Annotated in this window: 19 protein-coding genes; 6 read left to right on the top strand and 13 right to left on the bottom strand. The window is 31.6% G+C overall.

Annotated elements, in window-relative coordinates:
* The 5 genes from AC15TD_RS08410 to AC15TD_RS08390 all read left to right on the top strand — a co-directional run.
* The coding region (locus tag AC15TD_RS08410; RefSeq protein WP_484451694.1) for a DUF933 domain-containing protein at window positions 1–569 on the top strand (569 nt) is incomplete at its 5' end.
* An 84-nt stretch (window positions 570–653) separates the two neighbouring features.
* Window positions 654–1553, top strand: a complete 900-nt coding sequence (locus tag AC15TD_RS08405) for a DMT family transporter (RefSeq protein WP_484451693.1) — start codon at window positions 654–656, stop codon at window positions 1551–1553.
* A gap of 146 nt (window positions 1554–1699) precedes the next feature.
* Window positions 1700–3559 carry a DNA topoisomerase IV subunit B gene (locus AC15TD_RS08400; RefSeq protein ID WP_484451692.1) on the top strand — a complete coding sequence of 620 codons (1860 nt, stop codon included), beginning with the start codon at window positions 1700–1702 and terminating at the stop codon, window positions 3557–3559.
* A gap of 111 nt (window positions 3560–3670) precedes the next feature.
* Window positions 3671–3808, top strand: coding sequence for a hypothetical protein (locus AC15TD_RS08395; RefSeq protein ID WP_484451691.1), 138 nt, complete (start codon window positions 3671–3673; stop codon window positions 3806–3808).
* 6 nt (window positions 3809–3814) lie between these two features.
* Window positions 3815–6466: a DNA gyrase/topoisomerase IV subunit A gene (locus tag AC15TD_RS08390; RefSeq protein ID WP_484451690.1), complete on the top strand. Its 2652-nt coding sequence runs from the start codon at window positions 3815–3817 to the stop codon at window positions 6464–6466.
* Between the two features lie 63 nt (window positions 6467–6529).
* Here the strand turns inward: AC15TD_RS08390 and AC15TD_RS08385 are convergent, their stop codons facing one another.
* The 11 genes from AC15TD_RS08385 to AC15TD_RS08335 form a co-directional block, all read right to left on the bottom strand.
* The gene (locus AC15TD_RS08385; protein WP_484451689.1) at window positions 6530–8935 is read right to left on the bottom strand and encodes an ABC transporter permease; all 2406 of its coding nucleotides are present in this window, start codon (window positions 8933–8935) and stop codon (window positions 6530–6532) included.
* Between the two features lie 16 nt (window positions 8936–8951).
* Entirely contained in the window at window positions 8952–9647 is a 696-nt protein-coding gene (locus tag AC15TD_RS08380; protein ID WP_484451688.1) for an ABC transporter ATP-binding protein, read from the bottom strand.
* A gap of 12 nt (window positions 9648–9659) precedes the next feature.
* Entirely contained in the window at window positions 9660–10922 is a 1263-nt protein-coding gene (locus AC15TD_RS08375; RefSeq protein ID WP_484451687.1) for an efflux RND transporter periplasmic adaptor subunit, read from the bottom strand.
* Between the two features lie 636 nt (window positions 10923–11558).
* Complete coding sequence (locus tag AC15TD_RS08370) at window positions 11559–12344, bottom strand: TerC family protein (RefSeq protein WP_484451686.1); 786 nt, start codon at window positions 12342–12344, stop codon at window positions 11559–11561.
* A gap of 75 nt (window positions 12345–12419) precedes the next feature.
* Complete coding sequence (gene miaA / locus AC15TD_RS08365) at window positions 12420–13328, bottom strand: tRNA (adenosine(37)-N6)-dimethylallyltransferase MiaA (protein WP_484451685.1); 909 nt, start codon at window positions 13326–13328, stop codon at window positions 12420–12422.
* Entirely contained in the window at window positions 13321–14169 is an 849-nt protein-coding gene (locus tag AC15TD_RS08360; RefSeq protein ID WP_484451684.1) for an ion transporter, read from the bottom strand. Before AC15TD_RS08360 ends, miaA begins: the two co-directional genes overlap by 8 nt.
* A gap of 29 nt (window positions 14170–14198) precedes the next feature.
* A complete protein-coding gene (locus AC15TD_RS08355) occupies window positions 14199–15572 on the bottom strand; it encodes an exonuclease domain-containing protein (protein WP_484451683.1) in 1374 nt (457 codons plus the stop codon).
* Window positions 15573–15674: 102 nt separating this feature from the next.
* A complete protein-coding gene (locus AC15TD_RS08350; RefSeq protein ID WP_484451682.1) occupies window positions 15675–16343 on the bottom strand; it encodes a YggS family pyridoxal phosphate-dependent enzyme in 669 nt (222 codons plus the stop codon).
* A gap of 73 nt (window positions 16344–16416) precedes the next feature.
* Window positions 16417–17661 (bottom strand): DUF1015 domain-containing protein, encoded by a 1245-nt coding sequence (locus AC15TD_RS08345; RefSeq protein ID WP_484451681.1) that lies wholly within the window; start codon window positions 17659–17661, stop codon window positions 16417–16419.
* 56 nt (window positions 17662–17717) lie between these two features.
* Window positions 17718–18608: a 3-hydroxyacyl-CoA dehydrogenase family protein gene (locus tag AC15TD_RS08340; protein WP_484451680.1), complete on the bottom strand. Its 891-nt coding sequence runs from the start codon at window positions 18606–18608 to the stop codon at window positions 17718–17720.
* A 10-nt stretch (window positions 18609–18618) separates the two neighbouring features.
* Window positions 18619–19581: a Gfo/Idh/MocA family protein gene (locus AC15TD_RS08335; protein WP_484451679.1), complete on the bottom strand. Its 963-nt coding sequence runs from the start codon at window positions 19579–19581 to the stop codon at window positions 18619–18621.
* Between the two features lie 156 nt (window positions 19582–19737).
* Here AC15TD_RS08335 and AC15TD_RS08330 point away from each other — a divergent pair, with 156 nt between their 5' ends.
* Window positions 19738–20379, top strand: a complete 642-nt coding sequence (locus AC15TD_RS08330) for a protein-L-isoaspartate(D-aspartate) O-methyltransferase (protein WP_484451678.1) — start codon at window positions 19738–19740, stop codon at window positions 20377–20379.
* A 6-nt stretch (window positions 20380–20385) separates the two neighbouring features.
* Here AC15TD_RS08330 and AC15TD_RS08325 read toward each other — a convergent pair whose 3' ends face one another.
* Together AC15TD_RS08325 and AC15TD_RS08320 are read right to left on the bottom strand one after the other, a co-directional pair.
* Window positions 20386–20826: a YybH family protein gene (locus tag AC15TD_RS08325; protein WP_484451677.1), complete on the bottom strand. Its 441-nt coding sequence runs from the start codon at window positions 20824–20826 to the stop codon at window positions 20386–20388.
* A gap of 3 nt (window positions 20827–20829) precedes the next feature.
* The gene (locus AC15TD_RS08320) at window positions 20830–21390 is read right to left on the bottom strand and encodes a hypothetical protein (RefSeq protein ID WP_484451676.1); all 561 of its coding nucleotides are present in this window, start codon (window positions 21388–21390) and stop codon (window positions 20830–20832) included.
* Window position 21391: the final 1 nt, after the last annotated feature.

Below are 21391 nucleotides of genomic sequence, written 5' to 3'. Positions count from 1 at the left end.
TTAGAACCCTTGAGTTTAGTGAAGATGATTATAATGATTTTGTAAATCCATCACAGTTTATTACCGATAAACCAGTTATGTATGTGTGTAATGTAGATGAAGGTTCTGCGGTGTCTGGGAATGCGTATGTTGATTTGGTAAAAGAAGTTGTAAAAGATGAAGAGGCCGAAGTATTGGTTTTAGCCGTAGGAACCGAAGCCGATATTAATGAATTAGATGATTATGAAGAACGTCAAATGTTTCTTCAAGATATAGGATTAGATGAAGCAGGTTCTGCTAAATTGATTCGCTCTGCTTATAAACTTTTAAAGCAACAAACCTATTTTACAGCAGGTGTGAAAGAAGTGAGAGCTTGGACTATCGATGTTGGAGCCACAGCACCACAAGCAGCAGGTGTTATTCATACCGATTTTGAAAAGGGATTTATTAGAGCAGAGGTTATTGCTTATAATGATTTTGAATCGTATGGTAGTGAAGCTAAAGTAAAAGAAGCTGGTAAAATGCGTGTTGAAGGAAAGAACTACATTGTAAAAGATGGTGATGTGATGCATTTTCTTTTCAACGTTTAGTTTTTGCCTTTATAATACGTTTGAATATCGTAATTAATCCATATTTTATAATTATTACACGTTGCCCAGTTTTACATTTGTCTTATGTCATCTGCTAAAACTTTTATCTACGGCGTTTTTATTGGCATTCTGGGAATAGTCATGTTCTCATCAAAAGCCGTTATGGTAAAATTAGCTTATCAATATAAGGTTGATGCGGTTAGTATTTTACTTTTTAGGATGCTATTTTCATTTCCATTTTATGCAGTGATTGCATTTTTATATCGTAAAAACACTAATGGTGTTACGTTAATAAAAAACGATTATTTATGGCTTGTGTTTTTTGGTTTTATAGGTTATTATTTATCGAGTTATTTTGATTTTGTAGGATTAGTTTATATCAAGGCCAGTTTAGAACGAATCATCTTGTTTATATATCCAACCATTGTACTTCTATTCAATAAAATATTTTTAAAACAGTCTATAACTAAAAATCAAGTATTTGCGATCGTTTTAACGTATGTAGGTATTATAATTGCTTTTTGGAATGAAGTCACTATATCTGGTAACGATACCTATTTAGGAGGGTTTTTTATATTGCTTTGTGCCATTACCTATGCGGCGTATTTATCAGGAAGTGGTTGGTTAATTCCTAAATTTGGAGTGGCTAAATTTACGGCATACGCCATGATAGTATCTTGTATTTGCGTATTTATTCATTATGGTATTACGAACCCAATTAACCTTTTTAATTACCCTTGGAAAGTGTATTTATTGGGCTTTTTCATAGCCGTATTTGCAACGGTTATTCCTTCTTTTTTAGTGTCAACTTCCATAAAATTAATTAGTTCTTCTAATTTTGCTGTTTTTGCCGCTGTTGGTCCAATTTCAACCATTATTTTGGCTGCTATCTTTTTAAATGAGCAATTAACCATTATACAATTATTAGGGGCTTTTGCAGTAATAATTGGAATTTCATTAGTATCTTTAAGCAAGAAAAAATAATTGCTTTACTTTAAATCGATAGCTTAAGATTTAATGTTCTCAACAAGATTCGTTTTTTATTGTTAATTACTTTGTTTAAAGGCTGTTTTATTTTTTACTTCGAAATATTATATTAGCAACCATCATTAAATTTTTGCTCAAAATCAATGGCTGAACAATCCAATTATACTGAAGACAATATTCGATCACTAGACTGGAAGGAGCATATTCGTATGCGTCCTGGAATGTATATTGGTAAACTTGGTGATGGCTCTTCACCAGATGATGGTATTTATATTCTGCTAAAAGAAGTATTAGATAACTCAATAGATGAGTTTGTGATGGGTGCAGGAAAAACCATTGAGATTTCTATTCAGGGAAATAAAGTAACTGTTAGAGATTTTGGACGAGGCATTCCTCTTGGAAAAGTAGTTGATGTTGTTTCAAAGATGAATACGGGTGGTAAGTATGATTCAAAAGCTTTTAAAAAGTCGGTTGGTTTAAACGGGGTTGGTACCAAAGCTGTCAATGCCTTATCATCATTCTTTAGAGTAGAATCTACAAGAGATAATAAATCGGCGTCTGCTGAATTCGAACAAGGTAATTTAACCAATCAAGAACTATTGGAAGAATCGTCTCGTCGCAAGGGAACCAAAGTATCGTTTATTCCAGATTTAAGCATTTTTAAAAATTACAAGTACAGAAATGAGTACATCGTTAAAATGCTTAAAAATTATGTATATCTCAATCCGGGTCTAACCATTATTTTTAATGGTGAAAAATATTTTAGTGAAAATGGCTTAAAAGACTTATTAAGCGAAACCATAAAAGATTCAGATTTATTGTACCCTATCATTCATTTACGTGGTGATGATATTGAAGTAGCTCTTACTCATAGTAAAACACAATACAGTGAAGAATATCATTCATTTGTAAATGGCCAAAACACGACGCAAGGGGGTACGCATCTAAATGCGTTTAGAGAAGCATTGGTAAAAACGATTAGAGAGTTTTTTGGAAAAAATTATGATGCTTCAGATATAAGAAAATCAGTAGTAACTGCCATAGCCATCAAAGTTATGGAACCTATTTTTGAAAGTCAAACCAAAACGAAGCTGGGTTCTACAGATATGGGGGGTGATTTACCTACTGTTAGAACATATATTAACGACTTTGTAAAAACCTATCTTGATAATTATTTTCATAAAAATCCTGAGACAGCCGAAAAAATTCAACGTAAAATTCTTCAAGCTGAGCGTGAACGTAAAGAATTATCGGGTATTAGAAAGTTAGCAAAAGACAGAGCTAAGAAAGCCAGTCTTCACAACAAAAAACTACGTGATTGTAGAATTCATTTCGGCGATATTAAAAGTGAAAGGAACTTAGAAACCACCTTGTTCATAACAGAGGGGGATTCAGCTTCTGGAAGTATCACCAAATCAAGAGATGTGAATACACAGGCTGTTTTTAGTTTGAAAGGAAAGCCTTTGAATTGCTATGGGTTAACTAAAAAAATTGTTTATGAGAATGAAGAGTTTAACTTGTTACAGGCAGCCCTAAATATTGAAGAATCTTTAGAAGATTTAAGATACAATAATGTGGTTATTGCAACGGATGCCGATGTTGATGGTATGCATATTAGATTACTATTAATAACGTTCTTTTTACAATTTTTTCCTGAAGTAATTAAAGAAGGACATTTGTATATTTTGCAAACACCATTGTTTAGGGTAAGAAATAAAAAAGAAACCATTTATTGTTACTCAGATGAAGAAAGGCGAGACGCAATTGATAAATTAAAACCAAAACCAGAAATAACTCGTTTTAAAGGATTAGGAGAAATTTCTCCAGATGAATTTAAGTATTTTATTGGAGAAGATATCCGATTAGATCCAGTAATGTTAGATGATAATATGTCAATAGAAGAATTATTGTCTTTTTATATGGGAAAAAACACGCCAACACGTCAAGAATTTATTATAGATAATCTTAAGGTTGAACTTGATTTAATTGCAGAAGATAGCTAACTTTGTAGTATAAAATAATAAGAATCAATTTGTGCCTTAAAACAGCTATTATTTGGGTTGTAAAAATGCAAAAAAGTTATTATTTTACATTAACAAACAAACGTAATTATTATGTTATATTCTAAAGAAAAAACAGGTTTTAAAAAACGGTCTTATGAGTATTTACACACTCATACAAGTACAGAACAAATGCATAGATTGAGAACAGTTGGAAGGGTTATGCTTAATGGCACACCTAAAAAGAAGTAATTTTTAATGACAGAAGACCAAGACAACGATTTAACTAATAACCAAGAAGAGCCTCAAGAAACCATTACTCGTGTTACGGGAATGTATAAGGATTGGTTTTTAGATTATGCATCGTATGTTATCTTAGAGCGTGCAGTTCCAGCAATTGAAGATGGTTTTAAACCTGTTCAACGTCGCATTATGCATTCTATGAAGGATTTGGATGATGGTCGTTATAATAAAGTTGCTAATGTTGTAGGGCATACTATGCAATATCATCCACATGGAGATGCGAGTATTGCTGATGCCATGGTTCAAATTGGTCAGAAAGATTTATTAATTGATACTCAGGGAAACTGGGGTAATATACTTACTGGTGATAGTGCTGCGGCATCAAGATATATAGAAGCCAGACTTTCAAAATTTGCATTAAACGTTGTTTACAACCCAAAAATTACAGAATGGCAGGCGTCTTATGATGGACGTAGAAAAGAGCCGGTAAATTTACCAGTCATGTTTCCTTTGCTTTTAGCACAGGGAGGTGAAGGTATTGCAGTAGGGTTATCAACGAAAATATTACCACATAATTTTATCGAACTAATTGATGCTTCCATTAAGCATTTGAAAGGGAAGAAATTCATTTTATATCCAGACTTTCCTACGGCAGGCATTATTGATGTAAGTGATTACAAAGATGGATTGCGCGGTGGTAAGGTTAGAGTTAGAGCCAAAATATCCCAACTTGATAAAAACATGTTGGTAATTACTGAAATCCCTTTTGGTACCAATACCACATCTTTAATTGATTCTATTTTAAAGGCTAATGACAAAGGCAAAATAAAAATCAAAAAAATAGAAGATAATACTGCTGCTGATGTTGAGATATTAGTTCATTTGCCTTCAGGAATTTCACCAGACAAAACAATAGATGCACTCTACGCATTCACCAACTGTGAAAGTTCTATTTCGCCTTTAGGTTGCGTGATTGAAGACAATAAACCACTTTTTGTAGGAGTCACCGAAATGTTGAGGCGTTCAACAGATAATACGGTTCATTTACTTAAAAGTGATTTAGAAATAAAATTAGATGAGTTTGAAGAACAGTGGCATTTTGCTTCGTTAGAACGCATATTTATTGAGAATAGAATTTATCGTGATATTGAAGAAGAAGAAACTTGGGAAGGCGTTATTACTGCTATTGATAAAGGATTAAAACCACATATTAAACATTTAAAACGAGCCATTACTCAGGATGATATAGAGCGTTTAACAGAAATTCGTATAAAACGTATTTCAAAATTTGATATCGATAAAGCCCAACAAAAAATTGATGCTTTAGAAGATCAGATTGCAAAAGTGAAACACCATCTTGATAATCTTATTGATTATGCGATTGCATATTTCACAGGGCTTAAGAAAGATTATGGAAAGGGTCGTGAACGTAAAACAGAAATCAGAGCCTTTGATGATGTCGATGTTACTAAAGTGGTGATTCGAAATACAAAACTTTATGTAAATAGAGAGGAAGGTTTTATTGGGACATCGTTAAGGCGAGATGAGTATGTGTGCGATTGCAGCGATATTGATGATATTATTGTGTTTACTAAAGATGGTAAAATGATGATTACCAAAGTAGATGCAAAAACCTTTGTAGGTAAAGATATTATTCATGTTGAGGTGTTTGATAAAAAAGATAATCGAACTATTTATAACATGATTTATAAAGATGGAGCGAAAGGACCATCTTATGTAAAACGTTTTGCTGTAACTAGTATTACTAGAGATAAGGAATATGATTTAACCAAAGGAAACAAAGGTTCATCAGTTTTATATTTCTCTGCAAATCCTAATGGTGAGGCAGAATTAGTAACCATTCTTTTAAGACAAGTAGGGAGTATAAAAAAATTAAAATGGGATTTAGACTTCGCTGATATTTTAATAAAGGGCAGAAATTCTAAAGGAAATTTGGTTACTAAATATACCGTTAGAAAAATTGAACTTAAAGAGAAAGGAATCTCCACTTTAAAACCAAGAAAAATTTGGTTTGATGATACAGTTCAGCGGTTAAATGTTGATGAACGAGGTGATTTACTTGGTGAATTTAGGGGAGAAGACAGATTGTTAATTATTACACAATCGGGTATTGTAAAGACTATTTTACCAGAACTTACTACTCATTTTGATAGCGATATGATTGTGCTAGAAAAATGGATTCCCAAAAAGCCAATTTCTGCGATTTATTATGATGGAGAAAAGGAACGCTATAATGTAAAGCGGTTTTTAATTGAAAATGAAAACAAAGAAGAAATCTTTATTTCTGAACATCAAAAATCGCAATTAGAAATTATTTCAACAGATTGGATACCAAGAGCTGAAGTTGTTTTTGCCAAAGAACGTGGTAAAGATCAAAAAGAAGATTTAGAAGTCAATCTTGAAGAGTTTATTGCCATAAAGGGAATAAAGGCTCAAGGAAATCAATTAACTACTGATAAAGTAAAACAGATTAATTTGCTAGATCCGCTTCCTTATGAAGCTCCAGAGGAAGTTCATGCCGATGAGTTAGAGGTTGTTGACGAAGAAACTGTGGTGTCTAATGAAGTTGATAATGAGTCAAAATCAAAAGACTCAGGTTCTGATGACCATGAAAAAGATGATCAAGGACAAATAACTTTATTTTAACCAAAAAAGAAACAAAAACCCTATTTAAAGGGTTTTTGTAAACTTCTATAAAACGCTTATTTTTTATTCATATTTTAATGAATTAACTGGATTTGAATTTGCTGCAATATAGGCCTGAGTGCTAACTGTTATTATGGCAATAATAAGCGCGAGCAAAGTGGCAAAAACGTATGGTAAAAACGGCATGTCAATTTGATATGAAAAGTTTGATAACCAATTTTTTGCTAATAAAAATGTTATAGGCCAAGCAAAAATATTGGCGATAAGCACCAGTTTAACAAAGTCTTTGGTTAGCATTTTCATGATTTGAGAAACCGAAGCTCCCAGAACTTTTCGTATACCAATCTCTTTCGTTCTCTGTTCGGCTGTATAAGAGGCTAATCCATATAAACCCATGGCAGATATTATAATAGCAAGAATAGTTAAAAACAAAAACATAGTACCAAAATTTTCTTGCTGTCTTAATAACGCTCCAAATTTCTTATCCAAATAAGTATACCTAAAAGGATGAGTAGGCTCTAATTTATTCCATTCGTCTTCTATAAAACTGATAGTAGAGCTTGTGTTTTCTGGTGAAATTTTAAAAGCAGTAAACCAGGTATAGTTGCTAATTTGTAGTACCATAGGACGAATAGGTTGGTTAAATCCTTCAATATGGAAATCTTTTACAACACCTACAATATTTCCGTATTTTTTGTCTCCATTGTTATTAATAAATGTACCTAATCGCTTTTCTAATGGATTTTTTATATTCAAATTATTTACCGCAGTTTCATTTAATATGAAGGTTGGAATGGAATCTGAATCTTGTTCTCTATTAAAAAATCGTCCTTCGGCCAATTTAATGCTCATGGTTTTAAAAAAATCATAATCTACGTTCATATTCCAAAGTGGTAATTGCTCTTGACTTCCCTCTAATGCATACATACTTTGATTAGGAAGGTCGCCAGGAAAAAACGATGCTCTTGAAATATTTTGAACATGACTGTTTTTTAAGAAGATGCTCTTGTAGTCTCTAAAGTTATTAGCCATTTGATCGGTTTGGATTGGAACTATAATAACTTGATCTCCTTTAAATCCAATATCTTTATTATGTAAAAAATCAATTTGTTTAAAAATAATAATCATCCCAATAATTAAAATAGTTGAGGCTGTAAATTGTGTAACAACAAGGGATTTTCTTAAAAATGCACCATTTTTAGATTTGGTAAAATCTCCTTTTAAAACAGAAATAGGTTTAAATGATGATAAGAAAAAAGCTGGATAACTTCCTGCAAAGAGTCCATAAAATAATGTGATAATAATTGAAAAAAGTAAGGTTTGACTAAAATACTCATTCAATAAAGTAATATTTGTTTCTAAAACATTATTGAATCCGGGTAATAGTATGATAACAAGTATGTAAGCTAGACATAACGCGATAACACTTTGAATAACCGATTCTACTAAGAATTGAGTAATCAACATCTTTCTGGAGGCTCCAGACACTTTTCTAACACCAACTTCTTTAGCGCGTTTACCTGAACGTGCTGTTGACAAATTCATAAAATTAATTCCTGCAATGATAAGAACTAAAATGGCAATACCTAAGAACACATAGATGTACATAATATTTCCATTTTGTTGAATCTCGAAGTCTTTTTGAGAATATAAATGAATATCTTTTATAGGCATAAGCTGATATTCAAAAGCGTTTCCTTGTTTTAAGAATTCATCTACACTAACTTTTAAAAACCGTTCAACATCTGGTTCAATTTTTTTCATAAAGTTAGTTTTCATTTGGGTTTTAAATGAATTAAAATCAGCTCCCTTTTTTAGTTTTAAATAGGTGTTCCAACCATTATTTATCCAAATATTGCTTACCTCATTATCAGATACAAATAAATCAAAATTAAAATGAGCATGCCCTTGAGGTTCTTTTACAATTCCGGTAACGATTAAGTCTCGTCTGTTATCATAATTAACCACTTCTCCCATGGCACTTTGATCTCCAAATAATTTACTTTTAGTTTTTTCAGTCAATACAATAGAATTTGTTTCTTTAAGAGCCGTTTTTGGATCTCCATGAACAAATTCATAATTAAAGACATTAAAGAATGAACTATCTGCTTGAGCAACATGTTGAATATAAACTTTGGTTTGATCGTGACGCATTAATATTTCCTGTCTTCCAGTTTGTATTCTGGTGGCTGATTCAACATCGGTGAATTCTGTTCTAAGGGTATTTGCCATGGGGCTACAGGAAACAGGAGCATCCATTTTTTGTCCCATCATATCGGCTTTTATACCAGTTCTGTATATGCGTTCATATCCATTCCAGTGTTTCTCATAACTTGTTTCATCTTTAATAAACAAAAAAACAAGTATGGTTACCGCTAATCCTAATGCTAATCCTAGAATATTTATGAAGGCATAAATTCTGTTTTTATTAAGGCTTCTTAAAGCTACTTTTAAATAATTTTTAAACATGGTTTTAATTTTTAATTTAAACAGCAGCTCGACTTAACTTGATTTCCTTTTGAGCGACTATTTGCCCATCTAACAAATTAATAGTTCTGTTTGAGTAGCTCGCATCATGGGCAGAATGTGTTACCATTATAATGGTTGTTCCCGACTCATTAAGCTTGCATAATAAATCCATAACTTCGTTACCATGAGAACTATCTAAATTTCCTGTTGGCTCATCAGCCAAGATTAATTCTGGTTCTGTTATCAGCGCTCTAGCTACAGCTACACGTTGTTGTTGTCCTCCGGATAATTGTTGAGGATAATGATTTGAACGATGGGCGACTCCAATTTTTTGAATGATGTCATCGACTCTTTTTTTTCGCTCGGAACTACTAATATTATTGTAAATAAGTGGTAATTCAATATTTTCAAAAACAGTTAACTCGTCTATTAGGTTAAAGTTTTGAAAAATAAACCCAATATTTTTTTTACGTATTTCAGACCTTTGCTTTTCATTGTATTGAGCTATTTCTTTACCAAGAAACTCATAGCTTCCACTTTCTGGTTTATCCAACATTCCTAAAATGTTTAATAAGGTTGATTTTCCGCAGCCAGAAGGTCCCATAATAGACACAAACTCACCTGAGTTGATTTCAAAAGACACTTGATTTAAAGCAGTTGACTCTAATTCATCTGTTCTGTAAATTTTAGTAAGATTTTTTAACTTGATCATCTGTTCGTTTTTTTATTGATTAATTTTGATTGTTTCATAGTTTTTAAAGTCGTCATAAGACGATGAAATAAATTCTTCATTCGCATTGATTCCTTCAAGAACTTGATAGTAACTAGGGTTTTGATTTCCTAATTTTATATAACGCTTATGAGCTTCACCCTTTCCATCCAATACAAACACATATTGGCCACCTGAAGCTTGGAAGTAATTTCCTCGTGGAATCATGATTGATTTTTTAGACTTTGAAAGCTCTAGCCTAACTTGAACTGATTGTCCAATTGTAATGTCTTTGGGAATGTCATTTTCAAATACTAATTCTATTTCAAATTTTCTACTTTTCACTTCTGGAAACACTTTGTTTACCCTTAAATTGAGAAGCCCACCATTAAAAGAAAAGTTTGCTAGTTGGCCAGATTTAACGGAACTCAGATAATATTCATCTACAAGCCCTTTAACTTTAAATCCTGATTGTACATCAATTTTAGCAACGGTTTGACTCTTATTATAAGATTCTCCTATGTCAGGGTCAAAACTAGATAGCATGCCAGCGGTAGGAGCTTTTACAAGTAGTTTTTCTATATTTTCACGAATTAAATTTAAATTACGTTGCATCAATGATATAGACGTATTAATCTGATCAATTTGTAATAAATTATCTTGAGTACTTTTTATGACATTCGTGTTCATAAAGTCTCTTTTGTTCTTAAGATATTTATAAGATTCTTGTCTTTCAATAAAATCATTTTTAGCAATGATATCTTTTGAATATAAAACAGAATCGACTTTGTAATTACGTTGAACCTCGGCAAGACTGTTTTCACTATCAATTAAAGATTCTTTCAAGTCTCGTTGATCTTTTTCTAGAGAAAGTTTTAAACTTCTTAGGTTATTTATTTGTTCTACGATGGCTGTTTCTTGATTCATATATCCCAAGGTGGCTGTAGGATTGCTTAAACGCAATAAAGGAGTTCCTTTTTCAACATAAACACCGTTTTCAATAAAAATTTCTTCTACGGTTCCGCCTTCAAGTGTATTCACCAAAACTAAATCGATGGGTTCTACATCGCCATCAATTAGTATAACATCCTGAAAATCACCTTCAAAAGCCTTTTTAATCGAAATTTTTGATGCCTCAACTTTGTATATTTTTTTGTTAAATACCTTCAATCCAAAAGAAGAAAGAATCAGAACAAATATGACACTAGTAAGTGTTAAAATTCTTTTCTGATTCCAGGTTTTTTTTTCAATTTTTTTATCCATTCCTGTTTGGTTCATGATATGTTAGTTTTGATTTTTGGTTTGGTTATTTTTAAAATAATATGACTTCAATAATGTTAATTATAAAAGCTATTAGAGTTATGATTATAGTTATCATGCGGAATGAAAATTAGTTTGAAGTTTATTATAATTAGAATAGTGTAGTCTTTTACTAAATCCTACATGTATTGAGTTTCTTTGTTTTATGCTTTCCTTTGAATTGTTTACGATTAATGTTGTCATAATTTTCACTATTTGATTGTTGATGGTTTTTTTAACGATTACTATCTGTATCGTCTTTTAGTATTCCAATAATTACTTTTTGAATTATTAGGATGCTCTGAAAATTGATAGTTGTTTACTGTTTTCATGATTTTTATAGTTTAATGATTGTTGTTATATATTGTATAGACGACTGATTTTTAAAATTGTTACAGTACTATGTATAACATATTAACAAATTTAAATTGAGAAGAATTAATATTATTTAGATTTATATGAAAAAAAGAGAACCTTTTTTAAAGAATGTTACAGTGATAAGATTTTATTTTTAAGTTTTTATATTTCTGCTATCCTAATATTTTTAGATAATGGGAATGGTAGAATAAATATTACAACTAAGATGTCCAATCGTATTAGAAAACTAATTAAATATTATTTTTTCTTATTTACTTTAAAACTTAAAAATTCCACAAATAAAGAGAATGCAATGGCAAAGTATAAATAGCCTTTAGGAATAGCCCCGACTTCGTTTCCAAATAATTTTGTGTGTGATAAATGAGCCGATTCGGTAATAAGCATAAACCCTATAAGTATTAAAAAGGCTAAACCTAAAAGTTGCATACTAGGATGTTCATCTATAAACTTACGAATAGGATTTGCAAATCCAATCATAATTCCTATTGAAATAACGACTGCAATAATCATTAACACTAAATTGTAATTATGATTTTCGTGCAGCCCATTTGTCATTCCTACAGCAGTCAAAATAGAATCAATTGAAAATATAAAATCAATAATCAAAATTTGGACAATAGCTTGCGATAAAGACTTAATTTTTTTTTCTTTCAATTGGTTTTCATCATGTTTTGGTGATTCTACTTTTTCATGAATCTCTGAAGTACTTTTATAAATTAGGAATAGACCTCCACCAAATAATATAATGGCTTGCCAACTGATAGCAATATATAACCAATTAAGTTGAACAATGTAAAATGGATCTTTAAGACTTACCAAAAACGACACAAAAAAAAGTAACATGATGCGCTGAAGCATGGCGACAAGTAAACCTATATTGGTGGCTTTACTACGCTGATTTTCGGGTAACTTATTAGCTGCAATTGAAATAAACACAATATTATCAATCCCCAAAATGATTTCTAAAAAAGTTAAGGTGAGAAGTGCCATGATGGCATCACTGGTAAATAAAAAATCTAACATTATGATTGTAAAAATAATTGCTTATCAAAATTAATTAAAATTGCATCAGCATGGTAATTAGTGATGAGAAAATTATTACGGCATAATCTTTTTATTTATTTCTGAAATGATTTCCTCAATAGAAGATTCAAAATCAAACCATAAAATGCTTTTATCTTTTTTAAACCACGTTAATTGACGTTTTGCAAAACGACGCGTGTTTTTCTTGATTTCTAAGATAGCAAAGTCTAGTGTCCAACTACCCTCAAAATAATTGAAAAGTTCTTTGTAACCAACAGTGTTTAGGGCATTCAGAGATTTATAAGGGTATAATTCTTTGGCCTCATCAATCAAACCTTCTTCTATCATTATATCCACACGTTTGTTAATTCTGCTATAAATAATGTCACGATCTGCACGTAAGCCAATAGTAATCGTTTGAAAAGGGCGTTTTGATTTGTCTTTATTTAAGAATGAGGAAAAAGGCTTTCCCGCACCAATACAAATTTCTAAAGCACGAATAACCCGATGCGGATTATCAATAGCTATTGTATTATAACTTTCAGTATCCAAAGTTTTTAGTTGTTCTTGCAAAAACGAAAGACCTTTTGTTTCTAAATCAGTATTTAATCGTGCTCTTATACTACTATCAACACTAGGAAATTTATCTAGACCTTTCGTAACAGTATCAATATAAAGGCCAGAGCCACCAACCATAATAACGATATCTTTTGTTTTGAAAATGCTTTTTAAGGTTTGCAAAGCTTCTTTTTCAAAAGCACCAACATTATAAGGGTCGTTTATAGATTTGTGGTGAATAAAATGATGTTTGGCCGCTTGTAGCTCATCTTTAGATGGTGCTGCTGTACCAATAGACATTTCTTTAAAAAACTGTCTTGAATCAGCTGAAATTATATCTGTTTTAAAATATTGAGCAAGTTTGATGCATAAGTTTGTTTTGCCAATAGCTGTAGGACCAACAATAGAAATGAGAAATTTACTCATGATTTAACTTATAACCACAATTATAGCAAAACTCAGCATTGTCTTTATGCTTTTCAGCAGAACAGTTTGGACAAGATTGCGTGTTAAGATGAACAGTGCCTTTTTCTAAAACAGGTTTTGATTTGCTTTGATTGGTATATTCTGCAGATACAATACCTGTTGGAACGGCAATGATACCATAACCCAAAATCATAATGAGTGTGGCTATAAGTTGACCCAATGGGGTTTGTGGAGCGATATCACCAAAACCTACGGTTGTAAGAGTAACGATACACCAATACACACTTTTAGGAATATTCGTAAAACCATTTTCTTCCCCTTCAACCAGATACATAATAGTTCCAAAAATTATTGACATGATAAGAACGGCGAATAAAAACACGAATATTTTAGCTCGACTAGCTTTCAGAGCTGATACTAAATTATTTGAAGCACCTAGATAGCGTGCTAATTTTAAAATTCTGAAAACCCTTAACAAACGTAATGCTCGTAAAGCTGCTAAAGCATGTACACCACCAAAAATTAATGATATGTATTTAGGAACGGTTGACAAAAAATCAATAATACCATAAAAACTTGTGATGTATTTTAAAGGTCTTTTTACGGTAATAATTCTTGCAACGTATTCAAAGCTAAAGAGAATGGTTATAATCCATTCACTTATGTTTAAAAGGTTATGAAATTTAGCGTCGATACTTTTAACACTTTCAAGCATGACTAAAATAATACTAGCGATTATAGTAAAAAGTAAAACAATATCGAAAAGTTTACCCGCAGGTGTATCCGCTTCATAAATTATTTCATGAAGTTTTGTTTTCCAGTTTTTTTTATCATTAGCCATAGATTCAAAAATAAGAAAAGATTTTACAACTATTGATTATTATTGAGTTGTACAATTTTTAATCGTTTATTTCTTCTCATGTAGTTCTGAATAATATGTTGTGTATCTCTATTATTTTCCATGCGCGTAATAATAGATTCCAAGACTTCTATATTATTTATTTGGTAGTTTAAATTAAAAAAACCTAACCCTTTAAAAATACCATTTTCAATTAAAATAGCACTGCGCTCATCAATGTCTCGTCCTTTATCAACAATAACCATGTTTTTATTTCTGTAGCTATTTTTTTTAATTAAAGCTTCAACCCGTTTATTGTATTCTTCATAAGGTTCTTGACCAACGCAAGCTCCATTACATTCTTTAATATCAAATTTAAAACAACTATTTTTTGTTTTATAAAGCCCTGTTAGCTTTTGACATAAATTATATTCCTCTATAGTATTGTTTATAAAGTTTTTGGCACTATCTCTATTACTAAAGGTTGTAATGGGTTTTTTTCTACCATCTACTTTGTCAATTTTTAAATTAATATAGTTATTATCATCTACAAAACTATAAAGAGCATGTGTAAAAACGGTTCGCCTTAAAGCACGATTATAAATTGGCTTATTTCGCTTAATTTCTTCGCTTTCTTTTAATAGGGCTACCAATTCACTCCCTGTGGCTTCATAGCTTACAGCGGCAGCGTGAAGTTGTATTTTTTTTGATTTATGATTTGAATTCGTGAAATGTTGATTAATACGTTTTTTTATGTTATTACTTTTTCCAATATAAATGATTTCTCCATCAGATTTATGAATATAATAAACACCTGTAATAGATGGTAATTGTTCAATAATATCGATATGTCTTGGTTCTAATTGTAACTTTGGATTCTTTCTTATAGATTCCTGAATAATATTTTTTGAGGAATCTTTGTCAATTAACATTTTAAATAATTTAACCGTAGCAATGGCGTCACCAGAAGCCCTGTGTCTGTCTGTTACTGGAATACCTAATGAGCGCACTAATTTCCCTAAGCTATAAGACGCTTGATTGGGAATAAGTGTTTTCGCTAATTCAACAGTGCAAAGAGATTCTCTTGAGTAATCAAAACCTAGTCGTTTAAATTCTGTGACCAGTATTCTGTAATCAAACTGCGCATTATGGGCGACAAGAATACAATCTTCAGTAATTTCAACAATACGTTTCGCAACTTCATAAAATTTTGGTGCGTTTCGCAGCATATTACTATTAATTCCAGTCAGATTTACTACAAAAGGTTGGATATCTCTTTCAGGATTTACAAGACTTATAAATTGATCAACTACTTGGTGACCGTCATATTTGTAGATAGCAATTTCAGTAATTCCTTCTTCATTATACTTTCCACCCGTTGTTTCTATGTCTAATATTGCGTACAAAAAATGTCTATGCGTTTATTTGTTTTTTGTTGATGTGTCATTGCCAGACTTTTTTAAGTCTCGGAATTCTATTTAATTTATTTCAATCGTTCTTTTAAAAACTTAGTCGTAATTCCGTTCTCCAAAAATACTACTTCCAACACGAATCATCGTACTACCACAATCAATGGCAATACGATAATCACCACTCATGCCCATGGAAATAATTTCAGGTTTAAAGTTAAAAATTTTAAGCGGCTTTAAGGTGTCAAACGTATGTTTTAAAATGTTAAATTCTTTTTTTATTTGATTGGTGTCATCTGTAAATGTTGCCATTCCCATAAGCCCTGTTATCCTTATATTTTTCAACCCTGAAAGTGTTTCAGATTGTAATAACGTATTAGCATCATTGGGTGTCATTCCAAATTTAGAATCTTCTGAAGCTATTTTTATTTGAAGCAAGCAATCAATAATTCTATCATGTTTTAAAGCTTGTTTGTTGATTTCTTTTAAAAGCTTAATGTTATCAACGCCATGAATTAATGATACAAAAGACGACATATATTTGACCTTGTTTTTTTGAACATGACCAATCATGTGCCACGCTATATCTTTTGGCATTTCTTCAAACTTACTAACCATTTCCTGAATTTTATTTTCTCCAAATATGCGTTGTCCGGCATGGTAGGCTTCCATTAAATCTGGGACGGGTTTTGTTTTTGAAACAGCAACAAGTGTAACATGTTCTGGTAAAGAGGATTTTATATTATTTAGATTTTCTTTAATTGACATTTATTATGATTAAGGTGATTGTAATTCAGTTGTACATTCCTAAACGATTTAACAACTAAACAAATCAATATTTTTAAAATTCATAAATAGTGATTCCGCTTCTAAGTTTGGGTAAAATATAAGTACTTTTAGGAGGCATTTTTAAGCCATCGTCTGCAATTTGTTTCATCTCTTCTATGGTTGTGGCACACATTCCAAAACCTACTTTAAATTCACCACTATCAACACTGCCTTTTATGTTTACCATTTCTTTCATCCCATGTGTGTGCATATAGGAAATACGGTCATCGTTACGTAAATCATTAATTCCTAATATGGGTTTTAAAATGGTTTTGTATAAAATTTGAGTATCTAAAGCATCTAATGAAGTTTTAAAATCATAGGTGGTTTTTCTTAAATACAATGAATAAAAATCACCATCTAAATACATACTAAAATGATGCTGCCTTGTTGGTGTATATGGTGTATTTCCTCTATTTTGTATTCTAAAATTTGCATCTAACTCAATTAAAAAGGCTTCTTTCGATAAACCGTTGAGGTCTTTAACTAATCGATTGAATTCGTGTATAACCAAATCTGATTCTGGAATTAAATACGACATGAAGAAATTATAGGATTCAGCTCCGGTATGATTTGGGTTTTTGTTTTTTTCTTCCTGATATAATAAATAAGAGGATGCCGATCTGTGATGTCCGTCTGCAATATAAATAGTGTCTATTTTTTTAAACTCATCCTGTATGATTTTAATAATGGTTTCATCATCAATTTTCCATAAGTAATGGGTGTCTTTATAAGTCATGGTAAACTCATATTCAGAATGTTTTTTTTGAGTTTCTTTTATGATGGATTCAATTTTATTGTTGTCAGGGTAGGTTAGTAGGACTGGTTCTGCATTGAAGCCTACAGTTTTTAAGTAATTTTTAAAGGTTTCTTCTCTTAATTCAATAGTGTCTTCATGTTTTTTAATGACATCTTTTTCATAATCTTCGGCACTGGTAGCAGCTATTATACCATTAAATGTTTGATGGTGTCTGTTCACAATTTTATAGACGTAAAATGAGGGTTTGTCATCCTGAATGAACACGCTATCTTCCTTAAATTCTAAATATCTATTTTTTACCAGTTTATAACGTTCTTCTCCGGTAATCACTTGGTCGTATTTATAACCAGGATTAACAATATGGAGAAACGTATAAGGATTGTAGCTCATTCGAGCTTCACGTTCTTCTATTGTATAACTTTGGTAAGATCGCGATGCAACCAAACCTACAATGGCTCTGGTTGGCCGTACTGCTTTAAAAGGAATTATTTTAGACATATTATGGACTCTAGACAATTGACGTTAGGTACTAATATCTAACGACAAAAAACTAATTACTTTATAAACTGCTTCGCAATTTTTTCTGCTTTTCTACTTTCAGAATAATCATAGAAGCCTTCACCAGATTTTACACCTAATTTACCAGCACTAACCATATTAACTAATAATGGGCAAGGTGCATATTTTGGATTTTTAAAACCTTCATACATCACATTTAAAATAGAAAGGCAAACGTCTAATCCTATAAAATCTGCTAGTTGTAATGGTCCCATTGGGTGTGCCATACCGAGTTTCATAACGGTGTCAATTTCATGAATACCTGCTACATCATTATATAAGGTTTCAATAGATTCATTAAGCATCGGCATTAAAATACGATTAGCTACAAAACCTGGGTAATCATTTACTTCAACGGGGATTTTACCTAAAGTTTTAGATAAGTCCATAATGGTTTTAGTCACGTCATCACTAGTGTTGTAACCTCTAATAATTTCAACCAATTTCATCATGGGTACAGGGTTCATAAAGTGCATCCCAATAACGTGGTCTGGTCTTGAAGTTACCGATGCAATTTGTGTAATCGAAATAGAGGAGGTGTTAGTAGCCAGAATAGTCCCTTCAGGACAAGCTCCATCGAGTTGTTTGAAAATGTTGAGTTTTAAGTCAATATTTTCAGTGGCTGCTTCAACTACTAAACTAGCATATTCAACGCCTTCATTTATACTTGAGAATGTGCTGATATTTGATAAAGTTTCTGCTTTTTGAGAATCATTAATAATATCTTTAGCAACCATTCTATCCAGATTTTTAGTAATGGTTTCAATACCTTTTTTTAAGGCATTTTCACTTACATCAATAAGTTGTACTCTAAATCCGCTTTGAGCAAAAGTATGTGCAATACCATTTCCCATGGTTCCAGCACCAATGACAGCAACATTTTTCATGTGATTAGATTTATTTAAAACAATTTATGATTTGAGTTGCAACACGTAAGGCTTCAGTGCCATCATGAAGTGTTACAATGGGTTTTGAATTATTATTAATGGCATCAGCAAAAGATTCTAATTCATCTAGAATAGCGTTATTATTAGTAATACTAGGGTTATCAAAATAAATTTGTTTTTTAACACCTTCAGCATTTTGAAGTACCATATCAAAATCTCCGGGCACTTCGGGCGCATCTTTCATTTTTACAACTTCGCATTTTTTTTCAAGGAAGTCAATAGATATATACGCATCTTTTTGAAAGAAACGTGTTTTACGCATATTTTTTAAAGAAATCCTGCTGGCTGTTAAGTTCGCTACACAACCATTTTCAAACTCAATACGTGCATTAGCAATATCTGGTGTATCACTTATTACTGAAACACCGCTTGCAGATACATGGCTCACTTTTGATTTAACGACACTTAAAATAATATCAATATCATGAATCATTAAATCTAAAACAACAGGAACATCAGTACCACGAGGATTAAATTCCGCCAATCGATGTGTTTCTATAAACATGGGTTCATGAATATCATTTTTAACCGCAGTAAAAGCAGGATTAAACCGTTCAACATGCCCCACTTGTCCTTTTACATTATTTTCAGCTAATAAGGCTCTAATGTTTTCTGCTTCTTCAACGGTATTCGTGATTGGTTTTTCAATAAAAATATGCTTGCCTTTGGTTATGGCTTGTATGGCACAGTCATAATGTGAAAGCGTAGGAGTTACAATATCAACAACATCTACAGCATTAATTAAATCTTCGATAGTATGAAAGAATTTATAACCAAATTCGGCTTCTACTTTTTTACCGTTTTCAACATCGGCATCATAAAATCCAACAAGGCTATATTTTTCAGATTGATTGAGGAGTCTTAAATGTATTTTTCCAAGGTGACCAGCACCTAGAACACCAGTTTTTAGCATTTTCTTTAGGTTTTCAACAAAAATAACATATTTAACGAATGAATTTCATAATATTCTTTTAAAATTTTATCCTTTAATTGTGAAAAATTAATTCAAAATAAATTGCATTTAGCTAAAAATGTTTGACTAATTTTAAAATTGAAAAGAAGACGACATTTGAAAGATACATTTAAGCATAAAGGACTAAGACAACAGTTGGTTAATGTTATAAAAGCCAAAGGAATAAAAGATGAAAACGTACTTAAGGCTATAGGTGATATTCCTAGACATTTGTTTATGGATTCTGGTTTTTTAGACCATGCCTATCAGGATAAAGCGTTTCCTATTGGAGCAGATCAAACCATTTCTCAACCATATACAGTGGCTTTTCAAACGGAATTGTTACTGGTTAAAAAAGGGGATAAAATTCTTGAAATAGGAACTGGAAGTGGATATCAAACGGCCGTTTTGTGTAAATTAGGTGCTAAAGTTTATAGTATAGAACGTCAATTGGAGTTATTTAAGAAAACAAGTAAGTTTCTTCCTGTATTGGGCTATCGTGCAAAAAAACTGATTTTTGGAGATGGCTATAAAGGCTTACCTGAAGAAGCTCCTTTTGATGGTATTATAGTGACAGCAGGAGCCCCTTTTGTACCTAAATCTTTATTAAACCAATTGAAAATAGGAGGAAAACTAGTAATTCCTGTTGGGGATGATGTTCAAATTATGACCCTATTTATAAGAAAAGAAGAAAAAGAATTCGAACAACATGAATTTGGAGAATTCCGCTTTGTACCTTTATTGGAAGATAAGAATTAAAGCATATTAATCCCAAACAAATTTCCAGACACCATTTATTTGCCGTTTCCAAACTGTGTGAAAAACACCTTCATTAATTTTGCTATTTCCCAAAGAATCCTGATAGCTGTACCTGTATTTGCCATAGGTGTAACCTAAATCTCCAGAAGCAGACACATCAACAAAATCGGGTTTCCAGGACAATCCCTTTGAGGTATTACTTTTCATATATGACCTTATGTTGTCTTTACCTTTAATGAGCTTGTCATTTCTAAGTAGTACGCCATCATTAGCCACATAATGTAAGAAGGCCTTGTCCATTCCTTCTTTTTGAGCCATATTGGAAAAATCAAGTTCTGTTTTGATAATTTCATTCTTCCAAACTTCTATCTTTTTTTCCTCGACCTTCTGTATACATGAAAAACATGTAAAAAGATAAATAAGAAATACCGATAACGTTTTTCTCATGATTTAATTTTTACCCAGATATTTTTTAGGAATAAGGTTTTCTTCAGATTCTTGAGTCCAGTAAATATTAATAACCCACCATCTTTTACCATCATTTAAAAGCTGAATGCTATTGATGCCCCGCATAAAGGGTTTTTTATCAGTGGCACTTACAAAAGATTCATATGTGCTAAAAACGTGTGTTATATTTCCAAAAGTGTTCACGTCTCTGTGAATCTCTTTTTCAAAAAAACCGTTTTTAATAAGCCATTCACCCGAACTTTCAATATAATCTTGAGGAGACATGTATCGTACTTTGTAAATATTGTCATTATACTGTCCCGAAGGAATCAATTTAGCGCCGGGCTTAAATAAATATTTAAAAAGTTCCCAGTTTCTTTTAACACCTTTTTCGCCTGAAATAACATTGTATAAGGTTTTAATAGTACTATCAAGTGTTTTTACTTTTGAGCTGTCTATGACATTAATTTGAGTGGTGTCTTTTTCAGATTTCACCTTATTATCTTGAGCATTTAAGGTAAATGAAAAAGAAAAAATGATTAAAAATGACAAAAATATTTTCATG

This window comes from Yeosuana sp., assembly GCF_057126245.1.
The sequence above is the reverse complement of the archived record's forward strand: the minus strand, read 5'-3'. Positions and strand labels throughout refer to the sequence as shown.

What these genes read in the sequence shown, in the direction of transcription:
- AC15TD_RS08405 (WP_484451693.1), top strand. Translation starts at nt 654, where the DNA reads ATGTCATCTGCTAAAACTTTTATCTACGGCGTTTTTATTGGCATTCTG.
- AC15TD_RS08400 (WP_484451692.1), top strand. Translation starts at nt 1,700, where the DNA reads ATGGCTGAACAATCCAATTATACTGAAGACAATATTCGATCACTAGAC.
- AC15TD_RS08395 (WP_484451691.1), top strand. Translation starts at nt 3,671, where the DNA reads ATGTTATATTCTAAAGAAAAAACAGGTTTTAAAAAACGGTCTTATGAG.
- AC15TD_RS08390 (WP_484451690.1), top strand. Translation starts at nt 3,815, where the DNA reads ATGACAGAAGACCAAGACAACGATTTAACTAATAACCAAGAAGAGCCT.
- AC15TD_RS08385 (WP_484451689.1), bottom strand. Translation starts at nt 8,935, where the DNA reads ATGTTTAAAAATTATTTAAAAGTAGCTTTAAGAAGCCTTAATAAAAAC.
- AC15TD_RS08380 (WP_484451688.1), bottom strand. Translation starts at nt 9,647, where the DNA reads ATGATCAAGTTAAAAAATCTTACTAAAATTTACAGAACAGATGAATTA.
- AC15TD_RS08375 (WP_484451687.1), bottom strand. Translation starts at nt 10,922, where the DNA reads ATGAACCAAACAGGAATGGATAAAAAAATTGAAAAAAAAACCTGGAAT.
- AC15TD_RS08370 (WP_484451686.1), bottom strand. Translation starts at nt 12,344, where the DNA reads ATGTTAGATTTTTTATTTACCAGTGATGCCATCATGGCACTTCTCACC.
- miaA (WP_484451685.1), bottom strand. Translation starts at nt 13,328, where the DNA reads ATGAGTAAATTTCTCATTTCTATTGTTGGTCCTACAGCTATTGGCAAA.
- AC15TD_RS08360 (WP_484451684.1), bottom strand. Translation starts at nt 14,169, where the DNA reads ATGGCTAATGATAAAAAAAACTGGAAAACAAAACTTCATGAAATAATT.
- AC15TD_RS08350 (WP_484451682.1), bottom strand. Translation starts at nt 16,343, where the DNA reads ATGTCAATTAAAGAAAATCTAAATAATATAAAATCCTCTTTACCAGAA.
- AC15TD_RS08345 (WP_484451681.1), bottom strand. Translation starts at nt 17,661, where the DNA reads ATGTCTAAAATAATTCCTTTTAAAGCAGTACGGCCAACCAGAGCCATT.
- AC15TD_RS08340 (WP_484451680.1), bottom strand. Translation starts at nt 18,608, where the DNA reads ATGAAAAATGTTGCTGTCATTGGTGCTGGAACCATGGGAAATGGTATT.
- AC15TD_RS08335 (WP_484451679.1), bottom strand. Translation starts at nt 19,581, where the DNA reads ATGCTAAAAACTGGTGTTCTAGGTGCTGGTCACCTTGGAAAAATACAT.
- AC15TD_RS08325 (WP_484451677.1), bottom strand. Translation starts at nt 20,826, where the DNA reads ATGAGAAAAACGTTATCGGTATTTCTTATTTATCTTTTTACATGTTTT.
- AC15TD_RS08320 (WP_484451676.1), bottom strand. Translation starts at nt 21,390, where the DNA reads ATGAAAATATTTTTGTCATTTTTAATCATTTTTTCTTTTTCATTTACC.